Source organism: Streptomyces sp. NBC_00414, assembly GCF_036038375.1.
GTDB lineage: Bacteria > Actinomycetota > Actinomycetes > Streptomycetales > Streptomycetaceae > Streptomyces.
Genome location: NZ_CP107935.1, coordinates 4,628,891 through 4,650,609 on the forward strand (window position 1 = coordinate 4,628,891; position 21,719 = coordinate 4,650,609).

Annotated in this window: 20 protein-coding genes; 7 read left to right on the forward strand and 13 right to left on the reverse strand. The window is 71.6% G+C overall.

The window, feature by feature from the left end; translation table 11 throughout:
* Positions 1-93 precede the first annotated feature (93 nt).
* Complete coding sequence (locus tag OHS59_RS19860; protein WP_328494750.1) at positions 94-939, reverse strand: LLM class F420-dependent oxidoreductase; 846 nt, start codon at positions 937-939, stop codon at positions 94-96.
* 209 nt (positions 940-1,148) lie between these two features.
* On the opposite strand from OHS59_RS19860, the gene OHS59_RS19865 reads away from it, so the two are divergent.
* Positions 1,149-2,702 (forward strand): CehA/McbA family metallohydrolase, encoded by a 1,554-nt coding sequence (locus OHS59_RS19865; RefSeq protein WP_328494751.1) that lies wholly within the window; start codon positions 1,149-1,151, stop codon positions 2,700-2,702.
* A gap of 54 nt (positions 2,703-2,756) precedes the next feature.
* Here the strand turns inward: OHS59_RS19865 and OHS59_RS19870 are convergent, their stop codons facing one another.
* From OHS59_RS19870 to OHS59_RS19880, 3 genes are all read right to left on the reverse strand, one after another.
* Entirely contained in the window at positions 2,757-4,559 is a 1,803-nt protein-coding gene (locus OHS59_RS19870) for a protein kinase domain-containing protein (protein WP_328494752.1), read from the reverse strand.
* A gap of 80 nt (positions 4,560-4,639) precedes the next feature.
* A complete protein-coding gene (locus tag OHS59_RS19875) occupies positions 4,640-6,169 on the reverse strand; it encodes an alpha/beta hydrolase (protein ID WP_328494753.1) in 1,530 nt (509 codons plus the stop codon).
* A gap of 93 nt (positions 6,170-6,262) precedes the next feature.
* Positions 6,263-6,637, reverse strand: a complete 375-nt coding sequence (locus OHS59_RS19880; protein WP_328494754.1) for an ATP-binding protein — start codon at positions 6,635-6,637, stop codon at positions 6,263-6,265.
* 3 nt (positions 6,638-6,640) lie between these two features.
* Between OHS59_RS19880 and OHS59_RS19885 the strand changes: the two genes are divergently transcribed.
* The 3 genes from OHS59_RS19885 to OHS59_RS19895 are packed head-to-tail and all read left to right on the forward strand — an operon-like array spanning position 6,641 to position 7,641.
* Positions 6,641-7,045, forward strand: a complete 405-nt coding sequence (locus OHS59_RS19885; protein WP_328494755.1) for a DUF5753 domain-containing protein — start codon at positions 6,641-6,643, stop codon at positions 7,043-7,045.
* Positions 7,046-7,055: 10 nt separating this feature from the next.
* Complete coding sequence (locus tag OHS59_RS19890; RefSeq protein ID WP_328494756.1) at positions 7,056-7,244, forward strand: DUF397 domain-containing protein; 189 nt, start codon at positions 7,056-7,058, stop codon at positions 7,242-7,244.
* A 1-nt stretch (position 7,245) separates the two neighbouring features.
* On the forward strand, positions 7,246-7,641 hold the full coding sequence (locus OHS59_RS19895) for a nitroreductase/quinone reductase family protein (protein ID WP_328494757.1): 396 nt from the start codon (positions 7,246-7,248) through the stop codon (positions 7,639-7,641).
* A gap of 9 nt (positions 7,642-7,650) precedes the next feature.
* Here OHS59_RS19895 and OHS59_RS19900 read toward each other — a convergent pair whose 3' ends face one another.
* The 3 genes from OHS59_RS19900 to OHS59_RS19910 are packed head-to-tail and all read right to left on the reverse strand — an operon-like array spanning position 7,651 to position 10,135.
* Positions 7,651-8,406: a TetR/AcrR family transcriptional regulator gene (locus OHS59_RS19900; protein ID WP_328494758.1), complete on the reverse strand. Its 756-nt coding sequence runs from the start codon at positions 8,404-8,406 to the stop codon at positions 7,651-7,653.
* Positions 8,403-9,317, reverse strand: coding sequence for an SDR family NAD(P)-dependent oxidoreductase (locus OHS59_RS19905; RefSeq protein WP_328494759.1), 915 nt, complete (start codon positions 9,315-9,317; stop codon positions 8,403-8,405). Before OHS59_RS19905 ends, OHS59_RS19900 begins: the two co-directional genes overlap by 4 nt.
* A gap of 50 nt (positions 9,318-9,367) precedes the next feature.
* Complete coding sequence (locus OHS59_RS19910) at positions 9,368-10,135, reverse strand: SDR family oxidoreductase (RefSeq protein ID WP_328494760.1); 768 nt, start codon at positions 10,133-10,135, stop codon at positions 9,368-9,370.
* A 254-nt stretch (positions 10,136-10,389) separates the two neighbouring features.
* Between OHS59_RS19910 and OHS59_RS19915 the strand changes: the two genes are divergently transcribed.
* The 3 genes from OHS59_RS19915 to OHS59_RS19925 all read left to right on the forward strand — a co-directional run bounded on the left by OHS59_RS19915 (position 10,390) and on the right by OHS59_RS19925 (position 12,669).
* Positions 10,390-11,409 carry an aldo/keto reductase gene (locus OHS59_RS19915; RefSeq protein WP_328494761.1) on the forward strand — a complete coding sequence of 340 codons (1,020 nt, stop codon included), beginning with the start codon at positions 10,390-10,392 and terminating at the stop codon, positions 11,407-11,409.
* Positions 11,410-11,474: 65 nt separating this feature from the next.
* Positions 11,475-11,930, forward strand: coding sequence for a hypothetical protein (locus tag OHS59_RS19920; protein WP_328494762.1), 456 nt, complete (start codon positions 11,475-11,477; stop codon positions 11,928-11,930).
* 169 nt (positions 11,931-12,099) lie between these two features.
* Positions 12,100-12,669, forward strand: coding sequence for a hypothetical protein (locus OHS59_RS19925; protein WP_328494763.1), 570 nt, complete (start codon positions 12,100-12,102; stop codon positions 12,667-12,669).
* 22 nt (positions 12,670-12,691) lie between these two features.
* On the opposite strand, the gene OHS59_RS19930 is transcribed toward OHS59_RS19925, so the two are convergent.
* From OHS59_RS19930 to OHS59_RS19955, 6 genes are all read right to left on the reverse strand, one after another.
* Complete coding sequence (locus OHS59_RS19930; RefSeq protein ID WP_328494764.1) at positions 12,692-14,158, reverse strand: aldehyde dehydrogenase family protein; 1,467 nt, start codon at positions 14,156-14,158, stop codon at positions 12,692-12,694.
* The gene (locus tag OHS59_RS19935) at positions 14,155-15,885 is read right to left on the reverse strand and encodes an N-acyl-D-amino-acid deacylase family protein (RefSeq protein ID WP_328494765.1); all 1,731 of its coding nucleotides are present in this window, start codon (positions 15,883-15,885) and stop codon (positions 14,155-14,157) included. Before OHS59_RS19935 ends, OHS59_RS19930 begins: the two co-directional genes overlap by 4 nt.
* A gap of 132 nt (positions 15,886-16,017) precedes the next feature.
* The gene (locus OHS59_RS19940; protein ID WP_328494766.1) at positions 16,018-17,136 is read right to left on the reverse strand and encodes an LLM class flavin-dependent oxidoreductase; all 1,119 of its coding nucleotides are present in this window, start codon (positions 17,134-17,136) and stop codon (positions 16,018-16,020) included.
* A gap of 144 nt (positions 17,137-17,280) precedes the next feature.
* Positions 17,281-18,084 carry an SDR family NAD(P)-dependent oxidoreductase gene (locus OHS59_RS19945; protein ID WP_328494767.1) on the reverse strand — a complete coding sequence of 268 codons (804 nt, stop codon included), beginning with the start codon at positions 18,082-18,084 and terminating at the stop codon, positions 17,281-17,283.
* Positions 18,085-18,199: 115 nt separating this feature from the next.
* The gene (locus tag OHS59_RS19950) at positions 18,200-19,150 is read right to left on the reverse strand and encodes an LLM class F420-dependent oxidoreductase (RefSeq protein ID WP_328494768.1); all 951 of its coding nucleotides are present in this window, start codon (positions 19,148-19,150) and stop codon (positions 18,200-18,202) included.
* Between the two features lie 122 nt (positions 19,151-19,272).
* Complete coding sequence (locus tag OHS59_RS19955) at positions 19,273-21,627, reverse strand: hypothetical protein (RefSeq protein ID WP_328494769.1); 2,355 nt, start codon at positions 21,625-21,627, stop codon at positions 19,273-19,275.
* Positions 21,628-21,719: the final 92 nt, after the last annotated feature.

Consider the following 21,719-nt stretch of genomic DNA (forward strand, 5'->3'; position numbering starts at 1 on the left):
CTCCGAGCATACGATCGCAGTGATCAGGCATTACCGGTGTGCCTCGTCACAAACGGCACACCGGCGGTACGCCTGTGGCGTCCTGGCAAGCTCCTACAAGTACGGCGCGAACTCGTCCAGTACGCGCAGTACGTCCCCCTCGCCGGCCGGCGGCAGCTGCAGGACGACCTCCTCGATGCCGAGGTCGGCGTAGTGCGCGAGTTTGCCGGCGGAGGGCAGCACGGCGTAGGGCACGACCTGGAGGGCCTCGGCGTCGCGGCCCGCCTCGGTCCAGGCGGTCCGCAGCACGGGCAGCGACTCGGTGAGGCCCCGGCCCCCGATCGGCAGCCAGCCGTCCGCGTACTCGGCGATGTGCGAGAAGAGCTTGGGTCCCGCCGCTCCCCCGATGAGCGTGCGCGGACCGACGAGGGGGCCGCGCGGCTTCTGGACGGGCTTGGGGTAGGCGTGGCTGGCCCGCACGGAGTCGAACCGGCCCTCGTACGCGGTCGGTTCGGGCGACCACAGGGCCCGCATCAGCGCCATCCGGTCGCGGCCCAGCTCCCGCCGCGTACGCCATTCGACGCCGTGGTCGGCGGCTTCCTCGACGTTCCAGCCGAAGCCGACGCCGAGGGTGAAACGGCCGCCGGAGAGGTGGTCGAGGGTCGCGACCTGCTTGGCGAGGTCGATCGGGTCGTGCTGGGCGACGAGGGTGATGCCGGTGCCGAGCGCGAGGGTTTCGGTGACGGCCGCCGCCTGACCGAGGGCGACGAAGGGGTCGAGGGTGCGGCTGTACTCGGGCGGCAGGTCACCGCCCATCGGGTACGGGGTGGTCCGCTCCACGGGTATGTGGGTGTGTTCGGGCAGATAGAGCCCGGCGAAGCCGCGTTGCTCCAGCTCACGGGCGAGCCGGGTCGGAGTGATCGTCTCATCGGTGAGGAAGATCGTCACGGAGATGCGCATGCCCCCATCTCTACCGACACGAGGTGCAGATGTCCATACCGACCGGTCGGCATTCACAGGTGCGGGCATTCACATCGTGTCGTACGAGTGCTCCGTGCCCGAAAGCTGTCGATCCCCTTCCCTTGCCCCGCAGTTCACGGCTGAATACCAGGGTTGCCGGTACCACCCCTGCACCGCCCATGCACTCACGAGACCTGGGAGCAGCAGACATGTGCGAGGACGACCACCACGGCGTCGGCAGACGCGCCCTGTTCGTGACCGGAGCCGCCGCCGCGCTTACGTTGGGAGGCGTGAGCTTCGCGAGCGAGGCCGCCGACGCGGCCGAGGGCCCCGCCGGTTCCGGCGCCCCCGTGACCCGGACCGTGCGCGGCACCCTGCCCACCGGCGCGCCCGACTTCGTGTACCTGCCGGTCGAAGTCCCGTCCGGCGTACGGGAGATCAGGGTCGCGTACACCTACGAGCGGCCCACCGTCCCGGCGGGCACCGCGGGCAACGCGCTCGACATCGGCATCTTCGACCAGCGCGGCACCGAGCTGGGCGGCAAGGGCTTCCGGGGCTGGTCGGGCGGCGCGCGCACGGAGTTCTTCATCCGCGCGGACGACGCGACGCCCGGCTACATCCCCGGCCCGGTCCGCGAGGGCACCTGGCACATCGCGCTGGGCCCGTACACGGTGGCGCCTCAGGGGCTCACGTACGAGGTCACCATCACGCTGACGTACGGGGAGCCGGGCGAGGCGGTGAAGCCGGTGTACCCGCCGTCGCGGGCCAAGGGGCGTGGCCGGGCCTGGTACCGGGGCGACTGCCATCTGCACTCCTGGTACTCGGACGGCCGCCGCACCCCCGCCGAGATCGCGGCGCTCGCGCGGGCGGCGGGCCTGGACTTCATCAACTCGTCCGACCACAACACGCACTCCGCGCACGCCCACTGGGCCGACCAGGCGGGCCCCCACCCGGACGGCGAACTGCTGATCCTGCTGGGCGAGGAGGTGACGACGAGGAACGGTCACGTCGTCGCGCTCGGCACGGACCCGGGCACGTTCGTCGACTGGCGCTACCGGGCCCGCGACAACCGCTTCGGCAAGTACGCGCGCCGCATCCGCCAGGCGGGCGGGCTCGTCGTACCCGCCCATCCGCACGCCACCTGTGTCGGCTGCAACTGGAAGTTCGGCTTCGGCGAGGCGGACGCGGTCGAGGTGTGGAACGGCGCGTACGGGCCCGACGACGAGGTGTCGCTCGCGGACTGGGACAGCATGCTGGTGGCCTCCGTCCGGGAGGGCCGGGGCGGCCGGGACTGGATCCCGGCGATGGGCAACAGCGACGCCCACCGCGATCCCGACCCGGTGGGCACCCCGCAGACGGTCGTCCTCGCCGACGACCTGACCCGCGAGGCGATCCAGGAGGGCATCCGCGCGGGCCGCAGTTACGTGGCCGAGTCGAAGGCGGTGTCGCTGTCGTTCTCGGCGACCGGCCCGAAGGGCGAACACGCGGGTATCGGGGGCCGGTTGGCGGTGGACCGCGACGACCCGGTCACCGTCCGCCTGGAGGTCTCGGGCGCGCCCCGCTGCACGGTCCGCTTCGTCACGGACCAGGGCGTCCTGCACACGAGCGCGGTCCTGCCGGTGTCGGGCTCCGGCACGGTGGAGTGGCGTACGACGGCCCAGTACGCGGCGTACGTGCGCGCGGAGGTACGGCACGAGGTGGCGGCGGGGCCGCTGCCGGGCGCGCTGGCGGCCTTTACCAACCCTGTCTTCCTCGGGCGGTAGAAGACCGTCGGGACGCGGTGGTGACGAGGCGCGGGCCCCGTCACCACCGCCGTCTCAGGCCCGGCCGGGGCTCTGGGCCTCCCGGATGCGGGACTGCTGGAGGGAGGTGAGCCGGTTGACGAAGACGATGGCCGCCACGGCGGCCACGAAGCCGACGAAGTTGGCGACCTGCGCGGTCACGATGTCGTCCGTGGCGCCGACGGCGAAGTCGTTCTCGTACCAGCTGCTGATCGAGTCGTTCAGGAACAGCGCGTTGTAGGCGATCCAGGACCACCACCAGGTGTGCAGCAGCCACCGCTTGGCGCCCTCGGGCCGGCCGGTCGTCGCCGTCCAGATGTCGTTGGCGATCTGCTTGGGCATGAAGAAGTTGACGACCGGGAGGTACCAGGAGCCGCCCGCCATGCCGGCCGGGTACCGAAGGCGCCCCGGCGCGAATGCCTCGGCGTTGTGCCGGGCGCGCTGGAACCAGACCGTCCACACGATCGCCACGGTCATGCCCACCAGCACTTCGAGGAGGTCGGCCATGTCCGTCGCGAACGTCAGGAGCTTGTAGTCGCTGATCAGGCTGGGGTCGGACGTGCTGTCCTGCGCGGTGAGCCGGAGGTAGGTCTCCCCGAGGATCGCGCCCCGGAACAGCAGGGGCAGCGTGTAGAGGCCGAGCAGGACGCAGAGCGCGGTCCCGAGTCCCCGGGCGGCGCGGGCGGGCCGCGGCGGAAAGGATCCGTACCGGGCCGGGGGCGGGAGGCTGCCCGGCGGGGGGCTCTGCTGCCACGGGGGCGGGGACGGGTTGTAGGAGAGGGGCGGGCCGAAGCCCTGCATCGGGACGTGCGGGGGTCCCGGTACCGGCGACCGCACGGCTCCGGGTCCCGATCCCGAGTCCGCACCCGAGCCCCAGCCCGGTCCGCCGGGGGCGGGGCCCGTCGCCCGGCCGGCGAGCGCGTGGCTCTGCGGGTCCTCGCTGTTCAGAAGCTGCACGGCGTGCCGGCCCAGTTCCGCCAGCACCTCGCCCGGCAGCCAGGCGCCGCCCGTGTCCTCCATGCCCTCGATGTACGTCAACAGGTCTTCCAGCGATGGCCGTTCGGCCGGGTCCTTGGTGAGGCACCAGGCGATCAGCCGGTCCCACGGCTCGGGGATCCCGGTGAGGTCCGGCTCCTCGCTCGCGATGCGGAAGAGGAGCGAGTGGATGCCGCCCTCACCGGTGCCGAACGGCAGGCGTCCCGTCGCGGTGTACGCCAGTACGGCGCCGAGGCAGAAGACGTCACTCGCGTACGTGACCCGCTCCCCGCGCACCTGCTCGGGCGACATGAAGCCCGGCGAGCCCACGACGACGCCCGTCATGGTGAGCCCGTCGGCGGACTGCATGGCCGGGTCGAGGGCGCGGGCGATGCCGAAGTCGATGACCCGGGGCCCGTCGATCGTCACCAGGACGTTGGACGGCTTGAGGTCGCGGTGCACGAGCCCCGCGGCGTGGATGGCCTGGAGGGCGCGTACGAGCCCGATCGCCAGCGCCCGTACGGAGTTCGGGGGCAGCGGGCCGTGCTGCTTGTCCACCACCTCGGCGAGCGAGGGTCCCGCGACGTAGCCGGTGGCGACCCACGGTGTCGGCGCGTCCGTGTCGGCGTCCAGGACGGGCGCCGTCCACTCACCGCCGACCCGCTGGGCCGCCTTCACCTCCTGCGCGAAACGGCGCCTGAAGTCGGGCTTGCGGGCCAATTGCTCCTGGACGACCTTGACCGCGACCGTACGGCCGCGCTCGGACCGGGCCAGGTACACCCGCCCCATGCCGCCCTCGCCGAGTCTGCCGAGCAGTCGGTAATTGCCTATCCAGCCCGGATCGTCCGGGGCCAACCTGTCCATGCATGTTTCCCTTTTCCCCGGCGACGCCTTCGCAGCGAGGATAGGAGATGGGAAGAGCGTGGCGCGCGGTAACCCTGGCTCTATCGGCAGTACTTGTCCCCGGCGGGCCGGTGCCCGGTGACCAGGTAGCGGGTGACGGCCCGGTCTCCGCAGGCGTTGCCGTTGCCGAGGTAGGCGTCGTGGCCGGTCGCGTCCATGGTCACCATCACGGCCCGCTGTCCCAGGGCGGCACGGACCGCGCGGGCACCGGCGAGCGGGGTGGCGGGGTCGCGCTCGTTCTGGACGAGCAGCACGGTGGAGGTGCCCTGGGCGGTGATGCGTACCGGTGCACGCTTCGGGTCCTGGGGCCAGGCCGCGCAGGCGGTGGCGTTGCGCGGCATGCCCGCGGTCAGCGGATGCGCGGCACGGCTCCTGTCAGCATCCCTCTGGTACAAGGCACTTGAGGTCGGCCAGGCGCTGTCGTTGCAGAAGGTGGCGACGGCGACGGCGAGGCCGTTCTGCAGCAGCGGCTCGGGCGGCTGCTCGGGCGTGGGCGGAGCTTCACCCTTCCGGGCGGCCAGGACGAGCTGGGCCAACGCCGGGTACCCCTCGGGGTCGTACAGCGCGGACACCATGGACTGGCGCAGGACATTGCCGTTCAGCTCCGCCGGGTTGGCGCCCGGCCACGGGATCGGCTCCCGGTCGAGGCGCTCGGCGAGCCGCAGGAAGAGGGGTCGCACCCCGGCCTCCGTATCGGCCAGGCGGTACGGATTGCCCTTCCTCGAAGCCCACTTGGCGAACTCGGGGAAGGCGTCCTCGACGCCCGTCTCGAACGCCGTCCACATGCCGCGGGAGACCTGGCCGTCGCTCAGCGTGCCGGTGCCGTCCGGGTTGCTGTCCAGCACGAACCGGTCGGTGCGGTGCGGGAACAGTTCGCGGTGGACGGCGCCCGTGTACGCCCCGTACGAGACGCCCCACGCGGACAGTTTCCGCTCGCCGAGGGCCGCGCGGACGCGGTCGATGTCGCGGGCGTTGTCAGCGGTGCTGATGTGCCGGATCAGGTCGCCGCCGTTGCGTGCGCAGGCGGCGGCCGTGCGCCGGGCGGTCGCCATGTTCTCGGCGACGGACCCGTCGGCGGCGGGCCAGGGCCAGAACCTGGTCAGGGCGAGGTCACCCCTGTCCAGCCCGCAGCTGACGGGCGCGGACCGGCCGACCCCTCGCGGATCGAACCCGACCAGGTCGTAGGCGTCCCGCACCTCCTGCGGCAGTTTCTGCCCCTTCCCGGAGATCTCGTCGAGACTGCCGCCACCGGGGCCTCCGGCGATCATCAGCAGGGCCCCGCGGCGGGCCTCCGGCCTCTCGGCGGCGATCCGGGACACGGCGATCCCGATCCGTGCGCCCCCGGGATCGGAGTAGTCCACGGGCACGTCGACGGTCGCGCACCTCTGCCGGGGGTCGAGGCCGGTTCCCTCGCACTTTTCCCAGGTGAGGGGTTGGGTGTGCGCGGCGGCCGGGGCACGCGCTCCGGCGGGCGGCGAGGCGAGGGCGGACGCCGCGCCGGGAGCGGCGGCGAGGGCGGCCATGGAGGCCGCCATGAGGGCGATTTTCCGCTTGGTCCTGGTCTTCGTCATACGGATGAGCCTCGCGGACGAGGACCGGCGGCCCCATCCGGCCAACTGGCCTCTGTGGTGGGCGGTTTCCCGAACCGGGGTGGGGAAGTGCGCTCACCGTCCCGCCGTCGCGTGGCCGCACCCGGCCCACAGGAGTTTGCCGCCCCGGACGGTTCCCAGGACGTGCGCGCCCCGGCTGTCCGCGCATGCCTGTACGAGGTGGAGGCCTCGGCCGTCTCGGCGGTTTCTGGTCGTAGCCGCCGCGGCGCCCCCGGCGTTGAAGGCCGCGGGGATCTCGCAGTCGGAGTCCCACACCGCGATCCGCAGCCGGTCCGGCTCCGCCGAGCGGACCCTCAGCGCGTACGGGCCCCGCGTGTGCAGGTGGGCGTTGGTGAGCGGTTCCGAGGCGAGCAGCTCGGCGGTGGGGGCGTGGTCCGCGAAGTCTTTCGGCAGGTCGTGCCCGGGTTCTCCCGCGCGGACATCGAGCATCGCGTGAACCACCGGCGCCGGCGCCAAGCGCTGCTGGACGGGCCCGACCCGACCCCGTACCGAGCGATCATCCACGAAGCCGCGCTGCGCGTACCGGTCGGCGGCTCTGCGGTCGCCCGACGCCGGCTCGGACACCTGGTCGAACAGAGCGAACGCGAGCACATCACAGTCCAGGTGATCCCCTTCGCGATCGGCGCCTACCCCGGCTCCGGACAGACGACCCTGTACATGTACGGCCCCGTGCCTCCACCGGATACCGTCTCACTGGACCAGTCTCACGGTCCCGCGCTCGTGGACGCCGAAGCCCAACTGCACATGTATCGCGCTCTCCTCGACCGTATGGAGTCCGTGGCTCTCCCTCCCGGGGAGTCACGCGACTTCATCCACACCATCGCCCAGGGTCTGTGAAGGGACCGAGATGCTTGACCACCCCTGGCGGAAGTCCTCCCTCTGCCAAGAAGGTGACGCCTGCCTCCACGTGGCCGGCCCCACCCCCGAAAAGACGATCCGTCTCACCGAGAGCGGTGACCCCCGCGGAGCGATACTCGGGGCCTCCCCCCGCGCCTTCGGGGCGTTGCTCGGCATGATCAAGGGGGGCCGGAGCTGACATGCCGGGCGACCGCGACCTCAAGTTCCGGGCCGTCACCGCGTTCCAGCGGTGGGTGGCCAATCCGCTGTCCCGGCGGCTGCCCTTCCAGACGCTGCTGGAGACGACCGGCCGGAAGTCCGCGCTGCCCCGGCGCACGCCGGTCGGTGGGCGGCGCGTCGGGCAGGCGTTCTGGATCGTCTCCGAGTACGGCGAGAAGGCGCAGTACGTGCGGAACATCCAGGCCGACCCCCGCGTACGGGTCCGCGTCCGCGGGCGGTGGCACCACGGCACCGCCCATCTGCTGCACCAGGACGACCCGCGCGCCCGCCTGAGGTCGTTGCCCCGGATGAACAGCACCGCGGTCCGCCTCGTCGGGACGAACCTGCTGACCGTACGGGTCGATCTCAGCGACTGACGCGCCGCTTCAGGCGTCCCGGCCCCGCGCCCCGTTCGACAGGCGGTCCAGCCACTCCGTGAGCAGGGCGCCCTCGGCCCGGGTGAGGGCCGGGGGCGGGGACTGCTGGAGGAGGGCGTTCAGGTGGGCGGCCGTGGAGGGGACGCGGGGCTCGTCCGGAACGGAGGTCACCTCGGCCGAACCGCGCGCCGCCGTCACGTCCGGCGTGAACACCGTCGCGTGGACCGCGTCCCGGACCCGGTGGGGCACCGACTCGTCCGTGAAGGTCGCCGGGCGGGAGACCATCATCAGGGCCACCCCGACGTTCGCGGACATGATCATCTGCGCCGCCAGCTCGGGCGCCAGACGCAACTTGCCCCGCGCGGCGGCCCGTTGCAGGTCGGAGGTGAGGATGCGGTGTGCCTCAAGGGCCGCCGCCGGGGGCGTACGCATGGCGGGTGAGTGCATCAGCCGGAACAGGTTCGGGTTCGCCCGGGCGAAGGCCACATGACTGTCCCAGCCGTCCCGCAGGTCCTCGACGGGGTCCGTCCCGGGGGCGCGGTTCCGCTTGGCCGCGAGGTACTTGTCCCAGCCGTGGTCGACGACCGCCGACAGGAGGCCCTGCTTGTCCCCGAAATGGCGGTAGAGGGCGGGGGCGCCGACCCCGGCGGCCTCGCACACGGCCCTGGTCGACACGTCCCCGTCGGGGGACTCGGCGACCAGGGCCGCCGCCACTTCGAGAATGCGCGCTTTCGTACTCACGGCCGTGACGCTATCCGAGCTCATACGGCGGGCTGCGAGGAGGCCGGGGGTCGCGGGGTGAGCAGGTCGTCCAGGCCGATGCGCGTCAGGAACCGCGCGCGGATGCGGTCCGCGACCCGGCTGACCTCTTCCGACCCGTCGTTCGAGGGGTCGACGTGGACGCGGAAGGGGCGCTTGCCGTGCGGGGCGTCGACGGCCTCGACGATCGCGTCGGCCACCAGGGACGCGGAGGTGCCGGCCGGTTCGAGGGCGGCGAGACGCTCGGCGACCTGCTCCATCATGCCCGCGTACCGCTCCTCGTAGGCCGGGATCACCGTCTGCTCGGCGGGATGGCCGCCGGTGGCGAAGTGCTCCGTGCCCGAGGTGAACGCGCCCGGCACCACGATGGTTGTCTCGATACCGAAGCGGGCCAGCTCGGCCGCGTACGACACCGCGAGGGCGTCCATCGCGGCCTTCGCGGCGAAGTAGGGGGCGAGGTAGGGCGGGGTGCCGCCCCTGGTCGAGGACGAGCCGACCCAGAGCACCAGGCCGTGCTCCTGGGCGCGCAGGTGCGGGAGGGCGGCCCGGTTGACGCGCTGGGTGCCGAGCACGTTGGTGTCGTACACCGCGGCCAGTTCCCCGGGGGTGAAGGCCTCGGCGGGCCCCGTCACCATGTGGCCCGCGTTGTGGACGACCACGTCCAGCGCGCCGGCCCCGGCCAGGACCGCGGCGACGGCGGCGTCCGCGGACTCCTGGGAGAGAACGTCCAACTCGACCGTACGGAGGTCGACTTCGTGCTCGGCGGCGTACTCCTCGGCCTCCGCGACCCGGCCCGCGTTATGGCCGCCGGTGTCGCGCATCGCCGCGTAGACCGTGTGCCCGGCGTCGGCCAGCGCCCGCGCGGCGAGCGCGCCGAAACCGGAACCCGCGCCGGTGATGACGATCGTCCTGCCCATGACGGAACTCCTGAGGGTGAGATGGGAGAGGGGTGAGAGGTGAGGGGTGGTTACGCGATGCCGCCGTTGGCCCGGACCACCTGGCCGTTGACCCAGCGGCCGGCCGGGCCGGCCAGGAAGGACACGACCCCGGCGATGTCCTGGGGCGTGCCGAGGCGCTCCAGCGGCGGCTGGGCGGCCATCCGCGCGATGGTCTCGTCGTCCTTGCCGTCCAGGAACAGGGCGGTGGCGGTCGGGCCGGGGGCCACCGCGTTGACGGTGACGTCCCGGCCGCGCAGCTCGCGGGCCAGGATCAGGGTCATGGCCTCGACGGCACCCTTGGTGGCGGCGTACCCGGTGTAGCCGGGGAGGGCGAGCGCCAGCACCGTGCTGGAGAAGTTGAGGATCGCGCCGCCCTCGCGCAGCCGGCGCGCGGCCTGCTGGTCGACGACGAAGGTGCCGCGGATGTTGGTGCGGTGCATGCGGTCCAGGGCGTCGAGGTCGGTGTCGACGAGCGGGGCCAGGCTCATGACACCGGCCGCGTGGACGACGACGTCGATCCCGCCGTACGTCGACTCGGCGGCGTCGAAGAGGGCCGCGACCTCGTTCTCGTCGGCCACGTCGGCCTGGAAGGCGATCGCCCGGCCGCCCGCCTCGGTGATCGCGCCGACGGCCTTGTCGGCCTCGGTCCTGTTGCCCGCGAAGTTCACGACGACGGCGAATCCGTCGGCCGCCAGGCGCTCCGCGCTCTCGCGGCCGATGCCCCGGGATCCGCCGGTGACGATCGCGACGCGGGTGGTGGTGTCGGTACCTGTGCCGGTGCCGGTCTGCTCGGTCATGACGTGCTCCTCGTCTCGGCGGGTAGCGCTGTTCGCATCCCGATGAGAGCAACGCTAACACCAGAACCGTATCGACGCTACCCCCATCCGTAGCGTTACGCGTAACAGCGCTACGCGCACACTCCCGCACACACCCCCACGCCCACCCGCACTCCCCGACCCCCGGCCGGGCTTGCTAAGCGGAACAGCGTTCCGTATCTTTACCGGAACAACGCTCCGCTTTCTTGTGGAGCCCCGGCAGGAGGAACACAGCCATGCAGTACCGCACTTTGGGCCGCACCGGTGTGCAGGTCAGCTCGCTCGCGCTCGGCGCGATGAACTTCGGCAGGATCGGGCGCACCACCCAGGACGAGGCCACCGCCCTCGTCGACGCCGCTCTCGAAGGCGGGATCAACGTCATCGACACCGCCGACGCGTACAGCGGCGGCGAGTCGGAGGAGATGGTCGGCAAGGCCGTCGCCGGCCGCCGCGACGACATCGTGCTGGCCACGAAGGCGTACCTGCCGATGGGCGACGAGCGCAATCACCGCGGCAGCTCGCGCCGCTGGCTGGTCACCGCGCTGGACAACAGCCTGCGGCGCCTCGGTGTCGACCACGTCGACCTCTACCAGATCCACCGGTGGGACCCGGCCACCAGCGACGAGGAGACCCTGTCGGCCCTGACGGACCTGCAACGCGCGGGCAAGATCCGCTACTTCGGCTCCTCGACCTTCCCGGCGCACCGCATCGTGCAGGCGCAGTGGGCGGCCCGCGAGCACCACCTGGGCCGTTACGTCACCGAACAGCCCGGCTATTCGATCCTGCAGCGCGGGATCGAGACCCACGTCCTGCCCGTGACCGAGGAGTACGGGCTCGGGGTGCTGGCGTGGAGCCCGTTGGCGTCGGGCTGGCTGTCGGGGGCGATCCGCGAGGGCCGGGAGGTCACCACCAGCCGCTCGGCGTTCATGCCGGAGCGCTTCGACACCGCCGTCCCCGCCAACCGGGCCAAGCTCGACGCCGTCGAGCGGCTGGCCGAGGTCGCCGACGAGGCCGGTCTGACCATGATCCAGCTGGCGCTGGGTTTCGTGACCGCGCACCCCGCCGTGACCGGCGCGCTCATCGGCCCCCGCACACTGGACCACCTGCGCTCGCAGCTCGCCGCCGCCGACACCGTGCTGTCCGCCGACGTGCTCGACGCCATCGACACGATCGTGCCCCCCGGCACGGACCTGGCCCCGGACGAGAAGCACGACACCCCGCCGTCCCTCCTGGACCCGGCCCTGCGACGACGCTGAACCGGCGGGCGCACCGGCCCCGGGGCCCCTCCCTGCAGACGCCGGCGTCCCGATAGCCTCTGGCCATGCCTGATGCGAACGACGCCGTGTACGAGGCCCGCTTCACCCGGTCCCTCATCCAGTTGCTGTCGGGGGCGGGATGGAAGCACCTCGTCGCGTTCCGCGTCGACGGCGAGGGCGTGCTGCTCGGCGGCGCACCGGCCCGGTACAAGGCCCAGACCGCGTTCGTGCCGTGGGAGGACATCACCTCGGTCGTGATGTGGCAGCACCGCACGGCCGGCCGGTCGATGGCCTACGTCGGTGTCCAGCGACGGGCCGGAGCGCCGCCCCTGGTCGGCATGAACGCCGGGCTCCGGCCGGATCAGGCAACCAGGCTCGCCCCTCATGTCGAGTACGAGCTCTTCCTCGCCAGCCGCCCCGTCAACCTCTGGCGCCTGGACCCCGAGGCCCTTCGGTCCGCCGTCGAGGCGTTCGCGCCCGGAACACCGGTCCTCGTCTACGAGCAGCTCGACGCCGAGTAGGACGAAACCATCGTGGCCTGCGGTTCTGGGGGGGCAGTCGAGGTACGCAGGTCGCACGGGCGTCCTCGCCGCACTCGCCGTTTCGACGGCTGTCGTGACAGCGTGCGGCAGCGGCGACGCGCCTGATCCAAAGCCGAGTACGTCGGCCTCTTCGCCGGTGGAGCTCTCCATGGCGCCCGTCGGCACCGGTGGTGACACCCGGCTCGTGACGTCGCTCGAACTCTCCAACCAGGGGCGTCCCCGTCCCGACGTCTCCGTGCGGGTCCGCATCGGGCTGGGCCACTCCGGCGATCCCCGGCCGGACCTGGAGCGCAGGCTCGACGGCGGCTGGAAGAAGGTCGGGCTCACCCCCGACGACAAGGGATCGACCGGCGTCTTCCGCATGAACCTGCCGCGGGGCAGCTCTCTCGCGTTCCTGCGTCTCACCCCGCGGGTCAGCCCCGAGGCCGAAGGCGACGGCCTCCCGGTGGACGTCACGATGACGGACGGCTCACGCACCGGCTGGAAGGACGCCACCGCCCCGGACGACGGCTCGCCGCTCTCCGAGACGCTGACCATGCCGTTCGGGAAGCTGCCCGCGGACGCCACCCGGGAATTCAGGTTCAGGTTCGCCGCCGGCGAGGATCTCGACCGCGACGTCCGCCGCCTCACCGTCACGGCCCGCGCCAACGGAAAGGCCACCGGCGCCTCCGAGCGCTCGCTCGGCACGGCAGCCCCACTCACCTTCGGCATCCGCTGAGGCCGTCGGCGGCGGACCCCGTTCAGCCCGGCCACACCAACGACTGGAGTTCCGAGTACGCGTTCAGGGCGTACGAGCCGACGTCGCGGCCCACTCCGCTCTGTTTGAAGCCTCCGAACGGGGCCTCCATGTTGCGGCCCACCGTGTTGATGCCGACGCCGCCCGAACGCAGTCGCGCCGCCACGCGGAAGGCGCGGGCCACGTCGCCCGACCAGACGTAGTCGATCAGGCCGTAGTCGCTGTCGTCGGCCAGGGCCAGTGCCTCCTCCTCGTCGTCGAAGGGGACGACCACGACGACCGGGCCGAAGATCTCCTCGCGGACCACCCGCATGTCGGGAGTGCAGTCCGCCAGGAGCGTCGGGGCCACGTAGAAACCCCGGTCCAGGGGCGGGCGTCCGCCGCCCGCCACCAGCCGCGCGCCCTCCTTGCGGCCCAGTTCGACGTACGACTCGACGCGGTCCCGGTGGGCCGCGGAGATCACCGGGCCGACGACCGTGCCCGGAGCCCGCGGGTCGCCCACCTTCAAGTGGCCTATGTAGGCAGACAGTTGAGCGATCAAGCGGTCGTATACCGGGCGTTGTGCCAGTACGCGTGTCGGGGCCGTGCAGATCTGGCCGCTGTAGAAGGAGAAGGTGGTCCCGATGCCCCGGACCGCCGACTCCAGGTCCGCGTCCTCGAAGACGATCGCCGCGCCCTTGCCGCCCAGCTCCATGAGCTGCCGTTTCATACCGCGCCCGCACACCTCGGCGATACGCCGGCCGACCGCCGTCGAGCCGGTGAAGCTCACCATGTCGACGTCCTCCGAGTCGACGGCCGCCTCCCCGACCTCCGCGCGCAGACCGGAGACGACGTTGACGACTCCCGGCGGCACGCCCGCCGCCGCCAGCGCCTCGGCCATCCGGTAGACGGAGAGCGGGTCCTGCGGGGCCGGCTTCACGACGACCGTGTTGCCCATCGCGAGGGCCGGCGCGATCTTGCCCGCCGGGTTCGCCCAGGGGTTGTTGTACGAGGTGACGCAGGTGACCACGCCCACCGGGCGGCGCACGGCGAGGGCGCCCAGCACCGCCGCACCGCCGAACGGGCCGGCCTCGTTGATCTGCGGGGGCAACGGCTCCTCGACGGGCTCCACGCGCGCGTACCGCTGGAACCGGGCCGCCCCGACCCCCACCTGCATCCCGCGCGCGGTACCGGTGGTGGCCCCGGTCTCCGCCTGCGCCAGTTCGGCGTACGGGAGAAGGCTGCGCCGGATCTCCTCGGCCGCCCGGTGCAGGACGGCCGCCCGCTCCTCCGGTGACGTGCGCGACCACGTCCGGAAGGCCTCGCGGGCCGCGCCTGCCGCCGCGTGCACCTGATCCCGCGAGGCCTCCGGCGCGAGCCCGACGACCTCCTCGGTCGCCGGGTCGATCACCTCGTAGTGGCCGCCGTCCGGCTCCACCCACGAGCCGCCGATGAACAGCCGCTGCGCGCGACCTGATTGACGAGTCGTCACTTGGTGCTCACCGTGCGCGTGTCCTGGCCCGACCTGAGCACCTTGCCGGGTACGGCCCCGGTCACCACGTCGTCGCGTATCGACTCGACGCCGTTGACCCACACGGCGGTGACGCCGATCGCCTTGGAGTCGAGGCGCGGGCTGTCTCCCGGCAGGTCGTGCACCAGGGTGGCCTTGCCGGCGTCGATCCGTTCCGGGTCGAAGAGCACGAGGTCCGCATGGAAACCCTCCGCGATCCGTCCGCGCCCACGGAGCCCGAAGAGCTGTGCCGGATCGTCCGTGAGCATCTTCACCGCCTGCTCCAGCGTGACCAGCTTCCGCCCCCGCAGGCAATCCCCCAGGAACCGGGTCGTGTACGGCGCCCCGCACATCCGGTCCAGATGGGCGCCCGCGTCCGAGCCGCCGAGCAGCACGTCCTCGTGCCGCCACGTCTCCTGGCGCAGGGTCCAGGAGTCGGGGTCGTTGTCGGTGGGCATGGGCCAAAGGACCGTACGCATCTGGTCGTCGGCGCAGATCTCGACGATGCACTCGAAGGGTTCCTGGCCGCGCTCGGCCGCGATGTCCCGTACGACCCGCCCGCTGAGCCCCTCGTTCGCCGCGCTGTACGTGTCCCCGATGACGTACCGGCCGAAGTCCGCGAGGCGCCGGAAGACGCCCGCCTCCTTGGAGTCGGCCCGCCGCAGCATCTCGGCGCGGACGGCGGGGTCCCGGAGTTTCGCTATCCGCTCGGGCACGGGCAGGCCGAGGACCTCGCCCCAGCCGGGGATGAGGTTGAGGGCGCAGAAGGTGCCCAGGGACATGTTCATCGGCGTGAGGATCGGCATCGTGAGCGCCACGATCCGCCCACCGGCCTTACGGGCCCGCTCGCTCGCCGCCAGCTGCCGTGGCACGCGCTCGGGGACGGCCGCGTCGATCGTCAGGACGTTCCAGTTCAGGGGCCGGCCGGCCGCCGCGCTCATCTCCACGAACAGATCGATCTCGTCGTCGCTGAACTGGTCGAGACAGCCCGCCACGATCGCCTCGATCTGGGTGCCCTCGCGCTCGCCCACCGCCCGGGAGAGCGCCAGCAGTTCGGCGGGCCCGGCGTGCCGGGAGGCGACGGGCTTCCCGTCGCCGTCGGAGTGCGTGGACGACTGGGTGGTGGAGAGCCCCCAGGCCCCCGCCTCCATCGCCTGGTCGAGCAGCGCGACCATCGCCGCCAGCTGCTCCTCCGTGGGCTGCCCGCCCACCGCGTCGGGCCCCATCACGTACCGCCGCAGCGCGCAATGCCCCACCATGAAGCCCGCGTTGACGGCGATCCGCCCCTCCAGGGCGTCCAGGTACTCACCGAAGGAGTGCCAGCTCCACGGCGCGCCCTCCTCCAGCGCGACCAGCGACATCCCCTCGACCTTGGACATCATCCGCCGCGTGTAGTCGGCGTCCTCGGGCCGCGCCGGATTCAACGGCGCGAGGGTGAAGCCGCAGTTCCCGCCCGCCACGGTCGTCACCCCGTGATTCAGCGAGGGCGTCGCGTACGGATCCCAGAAGAGCTGGGCGTCGTAGTGCGTATGGGGATCCACGAACCCGGGCGCGAGGACGAGCCCGGAGGCGTCCTCACTCGTACGCGCCTCCTCGGCGACCGCCCCGACCACGGCGATCCGCCCGTCCCGTATCCCCACGTCAGCGACAAAGGCGGGCCCACCCGACCCATCGACAACGGTCACGCCTTTGATCAGATGGTCAAGCACGACAGCCCCTCATCTCCTTGGACCTTCTGGCTTGCAGCGGGCTTACTCACCTGGGGGCGCGGGGCTGCGACATGTGCGGCTCCGCCGCGCGGGCGCGACCGGCCACGACGTCGCCGCACCCTCCAACGGCGCTCAGCCGGCCGCCCGGAACCGAGTAGTCCGGTGGACGGGATCCGTATCGATCTTCGGAATCACGTGCTCCCCGATCAACCGAATCGTCTGCAGCGTCTCCTCCTTGGGCACCCCGACCGGCAGCCCGAAAGACAACTGATCGGCCCCGGCCTGCTCCCACCGCTTGCACTGCGTGAGGACCTCGTCCGGATCCCCGCAGATCAACAGCTCCTCCGCGATGAGCAGTTCGATGAACTCCTCGTTGTACTCGGGCAGCGTCTCCGGCCAGACGGGAAAGCCCTCGGGCCGCGGGAACGTGTCGTGGTAGCGGAAGACGAGCGAGGGCAGATAGTGCAGCCCGCCGCTCACGGCGATCCGTACCGCCTCGTCGTGCGTGGGCGCGCAGACCGCCGTCGTCGTCACCATCACGTTGTCGTTGACGAAGTCCCCGACCGGCTCCGCCTCGACGACGGCCGTCTTGTACTGCTCCAGGACCCACTCCATGTCGGAGACCTTCTGCACGCTGAACCCGAGCACCCCGAGCCCCTTGCGGGCGGCCATCGCGTACGAGGGCGGCGACCCGGCGGCGTACCACATGGCGGGGTGCGACTTCCCGTACGGCTTCGGCAGGATCTTCCTCGGCGGGAGCTGCCAGTGCTTGCCCTTGAACCCGACGTACTCGTCCTGGAGCCACATCTTCGGGAACTCGGCGATGGTCTCTTCCCAGATCTCCTTGGTGTAGTTCATGTCGGTGATGCCGGGGAGGAAGCCGAGGATCTCGTGCGAGCCGGCCCCGCGCCCGCTGCCGAACTCGAAGCGTCCCTCGGTGAGATGGTCGAGCATGGCGACCTTCTCGGCGACCTTCACGGGGTGGTTGACCTGGGCGAGCGGGTTGAAGATGCCCGAGCCCAGATGGATGCGCTCGGTCGCGTGCGCCAGATAGCCGAGGTAGACGTCGTTGGCGGAGAGGTGGGAGTACTCCTCCAGGAAGTGGTGCTCGGACGCCCAGGCGTACTTGAAGCCGGACTTGTCCGCCTGGATGACGTACTCGGTCTCCTCCATCAGCGCCTTGTGCTCCGCGAGCGGATCGGTCTCGGCCCGCTTGCCCACGTATCCCTGTACAAAGAGCCCGAATTCCAAGGAGGTTCACCGTCCCCTGTCCGTCATCCGTGTCCGCCGTACCGCCGGACCTGACGCATCGTCAGATTCATCTGCCGCCGACTGTGGCACCGCGTCCGTGAAGCGTCAATAGCTGATGGACCGTCATGTGGAGCCGCGCGCGGCTCACATCGCGCTCACGCCCGCCAGCCATCCACCGTCGATCACGAACGGCTGGCCGGTGATGTAGGAGGAGTCCTCGCAGGACAGGAAGAGCGCGAGGCGGGCCACTTCCTCGGCCCTGCCGATCCGGCCCATCGGCACGAGCTTGCGGTACAGCCGGGCGACGGCCGCCGAGGCCTCCTGCGCGGCCTCGGCGGACCCGGTGTCCGCCGTCGCCGGGTCGAGCAGGGCCGGATTGCTCATGGCGGTGTCGATCGCGCCGGGACAGACGGCGTTGACGCGGATCCCCTTGGGGGCCAGCTCCAGCGCGGCCACCCGGGTGAGGCCGACGATGGCGTGCTTGCTCGCGCTGTACGCGCCGACGTACGCCATGCCGGTGAGCCCGGTGTACGAGGCGGTGTTGACGACGGTCCCGCCGCCGGCCGCCTCGATCTCGGGGGCCAGGGCCTTGATGCCGAGGAATACGCCGACCTGGTTGACCCGCACGATCCGCATGAACTCGTCGAGGGGGGTGTCGACGAGGGCGTTGAAGCGCAGGATGCCGGCGTTGTTGACCAGCCCGTCGACCTTCCCGTACGCCTCCTTGGCCGCCGCCACCGCCGCCGCCCAGTCGTCCTCCCGGCTCACGTCCAGGTGTACGTACCTGGCGCGGGCGCCGAGTTCCTTGGCAAGGGTCTCCCCCTGCTCGTCGAGCACGTCGGCGACGACGACCTCGGCACCCTCCTCGACGAAGAGCCGAGCCTCCTGCTCCCCCTGTCCCCGGGCCGCCCCGGTGACGAGAACGACCCGCCCGTCCAACTTGCCCATGAACCCTCCCAGCCGATGAGCGCCCGTAAGGGGCGCGGGACTGTGACATCTGCGGCTCCGCCGCGTGGCGCGACCAGCCACGACGCACCCGCGGTCGCGCTCCGGGACCGGCCCCCTATCCGAGGAGCGGACCCACCCCCATCCCGAACGCCGCCATCTGATCCGTCAGTTCGCTCCGCCCCCGCGACCGGAACCGCACCTGGATCTGATGAACCCCCATCGCCCGATACGCCCGCAGCGACTCGGCGATCTCCTCCGCGGAGCCGGTGACCGTGCGACGCCCCACGCCCCACGAGGCCCGCCCCACGTACAGCGGCTCGGTGATGGCACCGACGACGAGCGGGCGGGTCACACCCGCCTCCTCCCGCAGCCGCCCGAGCCGAGCGATCTGCTCGGGCAACCGCTCCCGCGGATCCCCCTGCGGCAGCCACCCGTCCCCCTTGACCGCGGCCCGCCGGACGGCGGCGGGCGAGGACCCGCCGACCCACACGGGCACCCGTTCCTGCGCGGGCCGGGGCAGCTGGCCGAGCCCCTCGAAGTCGTACAGCTTCCCGTGGTGGGAGGGGAACTCCTCAGGGCCCAGCGCGGCCCGCAGCGCGTCGATGCTCTCGTCCAGCACGGCCCCGCGCCGCTCGAAGTCCGCGCCCAGCGCCTCGAACTCCTCCCGCACGTGCCCGGCGCCGACCCCGAGGATCAGCCGCCCGCCGCTGAGGTGGTCGAGGGTCGCGTACTGCTTGGCGGTGGCGAGGGGATGGCGGAGCCCGACGACGGCGACGTGGCTGAGCAGCCGTACCCGCTCGGTGACCCCGGCCAGGAAGGCGAGGGTGGCGACGGGGTCGTACCAGACGGTGCTCATCGCGGCGGCGAGGCGTCGTGGGATGGCGACGTGGTCGCAGCTCGCGAGGTACGCGAAGCCGGAGGCGTCGGCGGCCCGGGCGATCTCCACGAGATCACCCGGGCCGGCGTCGGCCTCCCACGCCTCGGCGTAGAGGGTGCTCTGCGACTGGACGGGGAGCTGCATCCCGTACGCCAGTCGCCCTTCGAGCCCTTCGGGCAGGACCTGCATGAGCGGCACCCCACATCTGACGATCCGTCATTCAGCTCGGACGACACCCATCGTCGTATCTGACGGACCGTCAGACAAGGGTCTGCGCACGGTCGTCCGCGGACCGCTCGCTCAGGACCCGCTCAGCTCACGGCCAGTGAATACATGCCGCTGCCCGACTTGTTGATCAGGACCACGCCGAAGCAGTCCAGGCCGGCGGGCGGCGTGAACTCGACGCTCTCGGGCTCGCCCGCGTTCCCGAGGACCGAGCCGGTCAGGATCTGCTGGCGTCCGACCACCGAGGTGTCCGGACCCGGCCGCGAGGCGACGATGTACAGCTCGGCGTCCTGCGTCGGGTCGGACGGGGTCACGGTGATCGACTGCTCGGCGTCGGTGCAGGTGTCCCAGACCTCCACCAGGTCGTCGTCGGCCATGGTGCGCTGATCGCCGGTATGCGGGAGCACCTTGCCGCCGTCCGCGACCTCGATGGTGTACGGGTCACTGCCGAAGCTGTGGACGACGCGCGGGTAGTAGTCACCGAGTTCGCGGTTGTCGACGTTGGAGTCGACCGCGATGAAGTCGGTGGCTCCCCGGCCGGACAGGCTCTGCCCCAGCCGCTGGGTCATGGCGCGGTCGTCGTACAGCTCCAGCTCGTAGTCGTCGTCCGCGCCGGGGCGCAGGGCGACGACGGACCAGAAGCGGAACTCGGTGTCGTAGCGGTAGTTGTGGCTGCCGGGCGGGTTGGGGCTCGGCATGACCTGCTCGGCGCCCTTGGTCAGCGTGTCGCGGAAGCCGTTGTAGTCCAGGGTGTTCTGGTAGAGGGCGCTCTGCGGTCCGTCGCCGACGTCGTAGCCGCTCTCGCCACGCTGGCGCCAGTAGTCCGCGAAGGTCTCCGAGACGTTGTCCAGGAACGTCTCCCAGACCTCGTCCTCACCCTCGCCGAAGTGGTCCCAGGGATCCTCCGCTCCGAAGTCGATCAGATCCCAGAGGGCGCCGGCGATCCGGCCCTCGACCTTGTCGCCGTTCTCCCAGTCCGGGGTGCCCCAGGTGGGCAGCTCGATCTCGTCCGACCAGTCGTGGGGCGTCGGTTCGAGGACGATCGCCGAATAGAAGTCGGCGAACCCTTCGAGCCAGGCGCAGGAGGCCAGCGGGACCGCCTTGTTGATGTAGTGCGGTTTGCAGGACGGCTCCCATTCGGGGAAGTCGCCCTTGTAGACGTCGTCCATCACGCCGTGGCCGATCTCGTGGACCACGGACCGCGCGCTCTCGGCCACGAGGTCCGGGAGATGGACCTGGTCGTCCTCGACGCTGTAGAACGTGCCGTCCGCGTCGGGCATCGGCCAGAGGATCTCGATGTGGAAGCAGTCGGTGTCGTCGCGGTCCCAGCAGCGGCCCGGCGTCCAGACGGACGCCTCGTTGGCGTAGTCGAAGGCCCGCAGCGCCCTCATGTGGTCCGGGTTGGACGGCATCCGGCGCCCGTAGTCGATCGTCGCGCCGTCGGCGATGTTCCCCCTGGTCTCGAACTGGAACTCGTACGTGTCCTCGTCGTCGTCGGCCACGCTCCAGCTCTGGTTGAACGCCACGAACTTGACGTAGACGTCCTGGCCGCCGGAGAACGGCCCGTCGTCGTTGTCGAAGCACAGGTTGTACGCGCCGCCCGCGTCGGTGATCCCGACGGCGAGCAGGTCGTCGAAGCCGGGGTCCTCGTCCCAGACCTGCACCTCGAAGTTGACCGACGGGTGGAAGGCGTTGCCGACGAGGTAGGCCCACGAGCCCTTCACGCACGAGGTCGCCCGCACACCGGGGCTCTTCTCGTCGTCGGAGTGCGGCGCGGGCAGCCCTTCCTCCCCGGCCGCCACGAACGGCCGGGACGACTTCTTCGCCGGTACGGCGCCCTCGGGCACCTCCGCCGTCCCGAACGGCCCCTTCCCGTACCCGAGGAAGGACTTCTCGCCGACGGTGAGCGGCACCGCGACCGGTTCACTGCTGAACGGCGCCCCCTCGGGGGACACCGCCTGCACCCGGATCGACGCGGACGCGGCGCGCAGCGCGTTCACCGTGCCGGTGAAGCTCAGCCGCTGCCCGGCTTCGACGTCGAGGGTCCGCTCGGCGGCGTTGACCGCTCCGTACGTCTCCGGCCTGGCGGAGTTCCTGCGCTCCCGCTCGAATCCGGCCGGCGCCTCGCGCCATGTCAGGGTCGCGGGCAGTTCCACCTTCAGCGTCACGTCGTCCAGCGCGGCCGAGGACGTGAGGTCGACGGTGAGCGTGGCGTCGCCTCCCACGGCGGGCGCGCGGTCGAGTTCGGCGTCGACGTCGAGACAGCGGGTCCATTCGCCGCCGCCGAGGGTGCACCGGGTCTCGGGCGCCGGGGCCTCGGCGGCCCGGACGGGTGCCGGGGCCGCCTGGACGCCCGGGGCCCAGGCGAGGGCGAGGGCCGCCGTGGTGGCGGCGACCGCGCCCAGTACCGTCCGTCTTCTTCCTCTTTCTCTTCCTCTCATCTGTTCCCCCTGGAACCAGTAATGATTTGGTCATGACAAGGCTCGTCAGTAACCGGAGATCACCACAAGGCTTACATTCGGCCCATCGGGGA

Coding starts and splice junctions, on each gene's coding strand:
- OHS59_RS19880 (WP_328494754.1), bottom strand. CDS start 6,637: ATGCTCGATGTCCGCGCGGGAGAACCCGGGCACGACCTGCCGAAAGAC.
- OHS59_RS19915 (WP_328494761.1), top strand. CDS start 10,390: ATGCAGTACCGCACTTTGGGCCGCACCGGTGTGCAGGTCAGCTCGCTC.
- OHS59_RS19870 (WP_328494752.1), bottom strand. CDS start 4,559: ATGGACAGGTTGGCCCCGGACGATCCGGGCTGGATAGGCAATTACCGA.
- OHS59_RS19910 (WP_328494760.1), bottom strand. CDS start 10,135: ATGACCGAGCAGACCGGCACCGGCACAGGTACCGACACCACCACCCGC.
- OHS59_RS19875 (WP_328494753.1), bottom strand. CDS start 6,169: ATGACGAAGACCAGGACCAAGCGGAAAATCGCCCTCATGGCGGCCTCC.
- OHS59_RS19890 (WP_328494756.1), top strand. CDS start 7,056: ATGCTTGACCACCCCTGGCGGAAGTCCTCCCTCTGCCAAGAAGGTGAC.
- OHS59_RS19865 (WP_328494751.1), top strand. CDS start 1,149: ATGTGCGAGGACGACCACCACGGCGTCGGCAGACGCGCCCTGTTCGTG.
- OHS59_RS19905 (WP_328494759.1), bottom strand. CDS start 9,317: ATGGGCAGGACGATCGTCATCACCGGCGCGGGTTCCGGTTTCGGCGCG.
- OHS59_RS19860 (WP_328494750.1), bottom strand. CDS start 939: ATGCGCATCTCCGTGACGATCTTCCTCACCGATGAGACGATCACTCCG.
- OHS59_RS19920 (WP_328494762.1), top strand. CDS start 11,475: ATGCCTGATGCGAACGACGCCGTGTACGAGGCCCGCTTCACCCGGTCC.
- OHS59_RS19955 (WP_328494769.1), bottom strand. CDS start 21,627: ATGAGAGGAAGAGAAAGAGGAAGAAGACGGACGGTACTGGGCGCGGTC.
- OHS59_RS19950 (WP_328494768.1), bottom strand. CDS start 19,150: ATGCAGGTCCTGCCCGAAGGGCTCGAAGGGCGACTGGCGTACGGGATG.
- OHS59_RS19925 (WP_328494763.1), top strand. CDS start 12,100: ATGGCGCCCGTCGGCACCGGTGGTGACACCCGGCTCGTGACGTCGCTC.
- OHS59_RS19900 (WP_328494758.1), bottom strand. CDS start 8,406: ATGAGCTCGGATAGCGTCACGGCCGTGAGTACGAAAGCGCGCATTCTC.
- OHS59_RS19945 (WP_328494767.1), bottom strand. CDS start 18,084: ATGGGCAAGTTGGACGGGCGGGTCGTTCTCGTCACCGGGGCGGCCCGG.
- OHS59_RS19895 (WP_328494757.1), top strand. CDS start 7,246: ATGCCGGGCGACCGCGACCTCAAGTTCCGGGCCGTCACCGCGTTCCAG.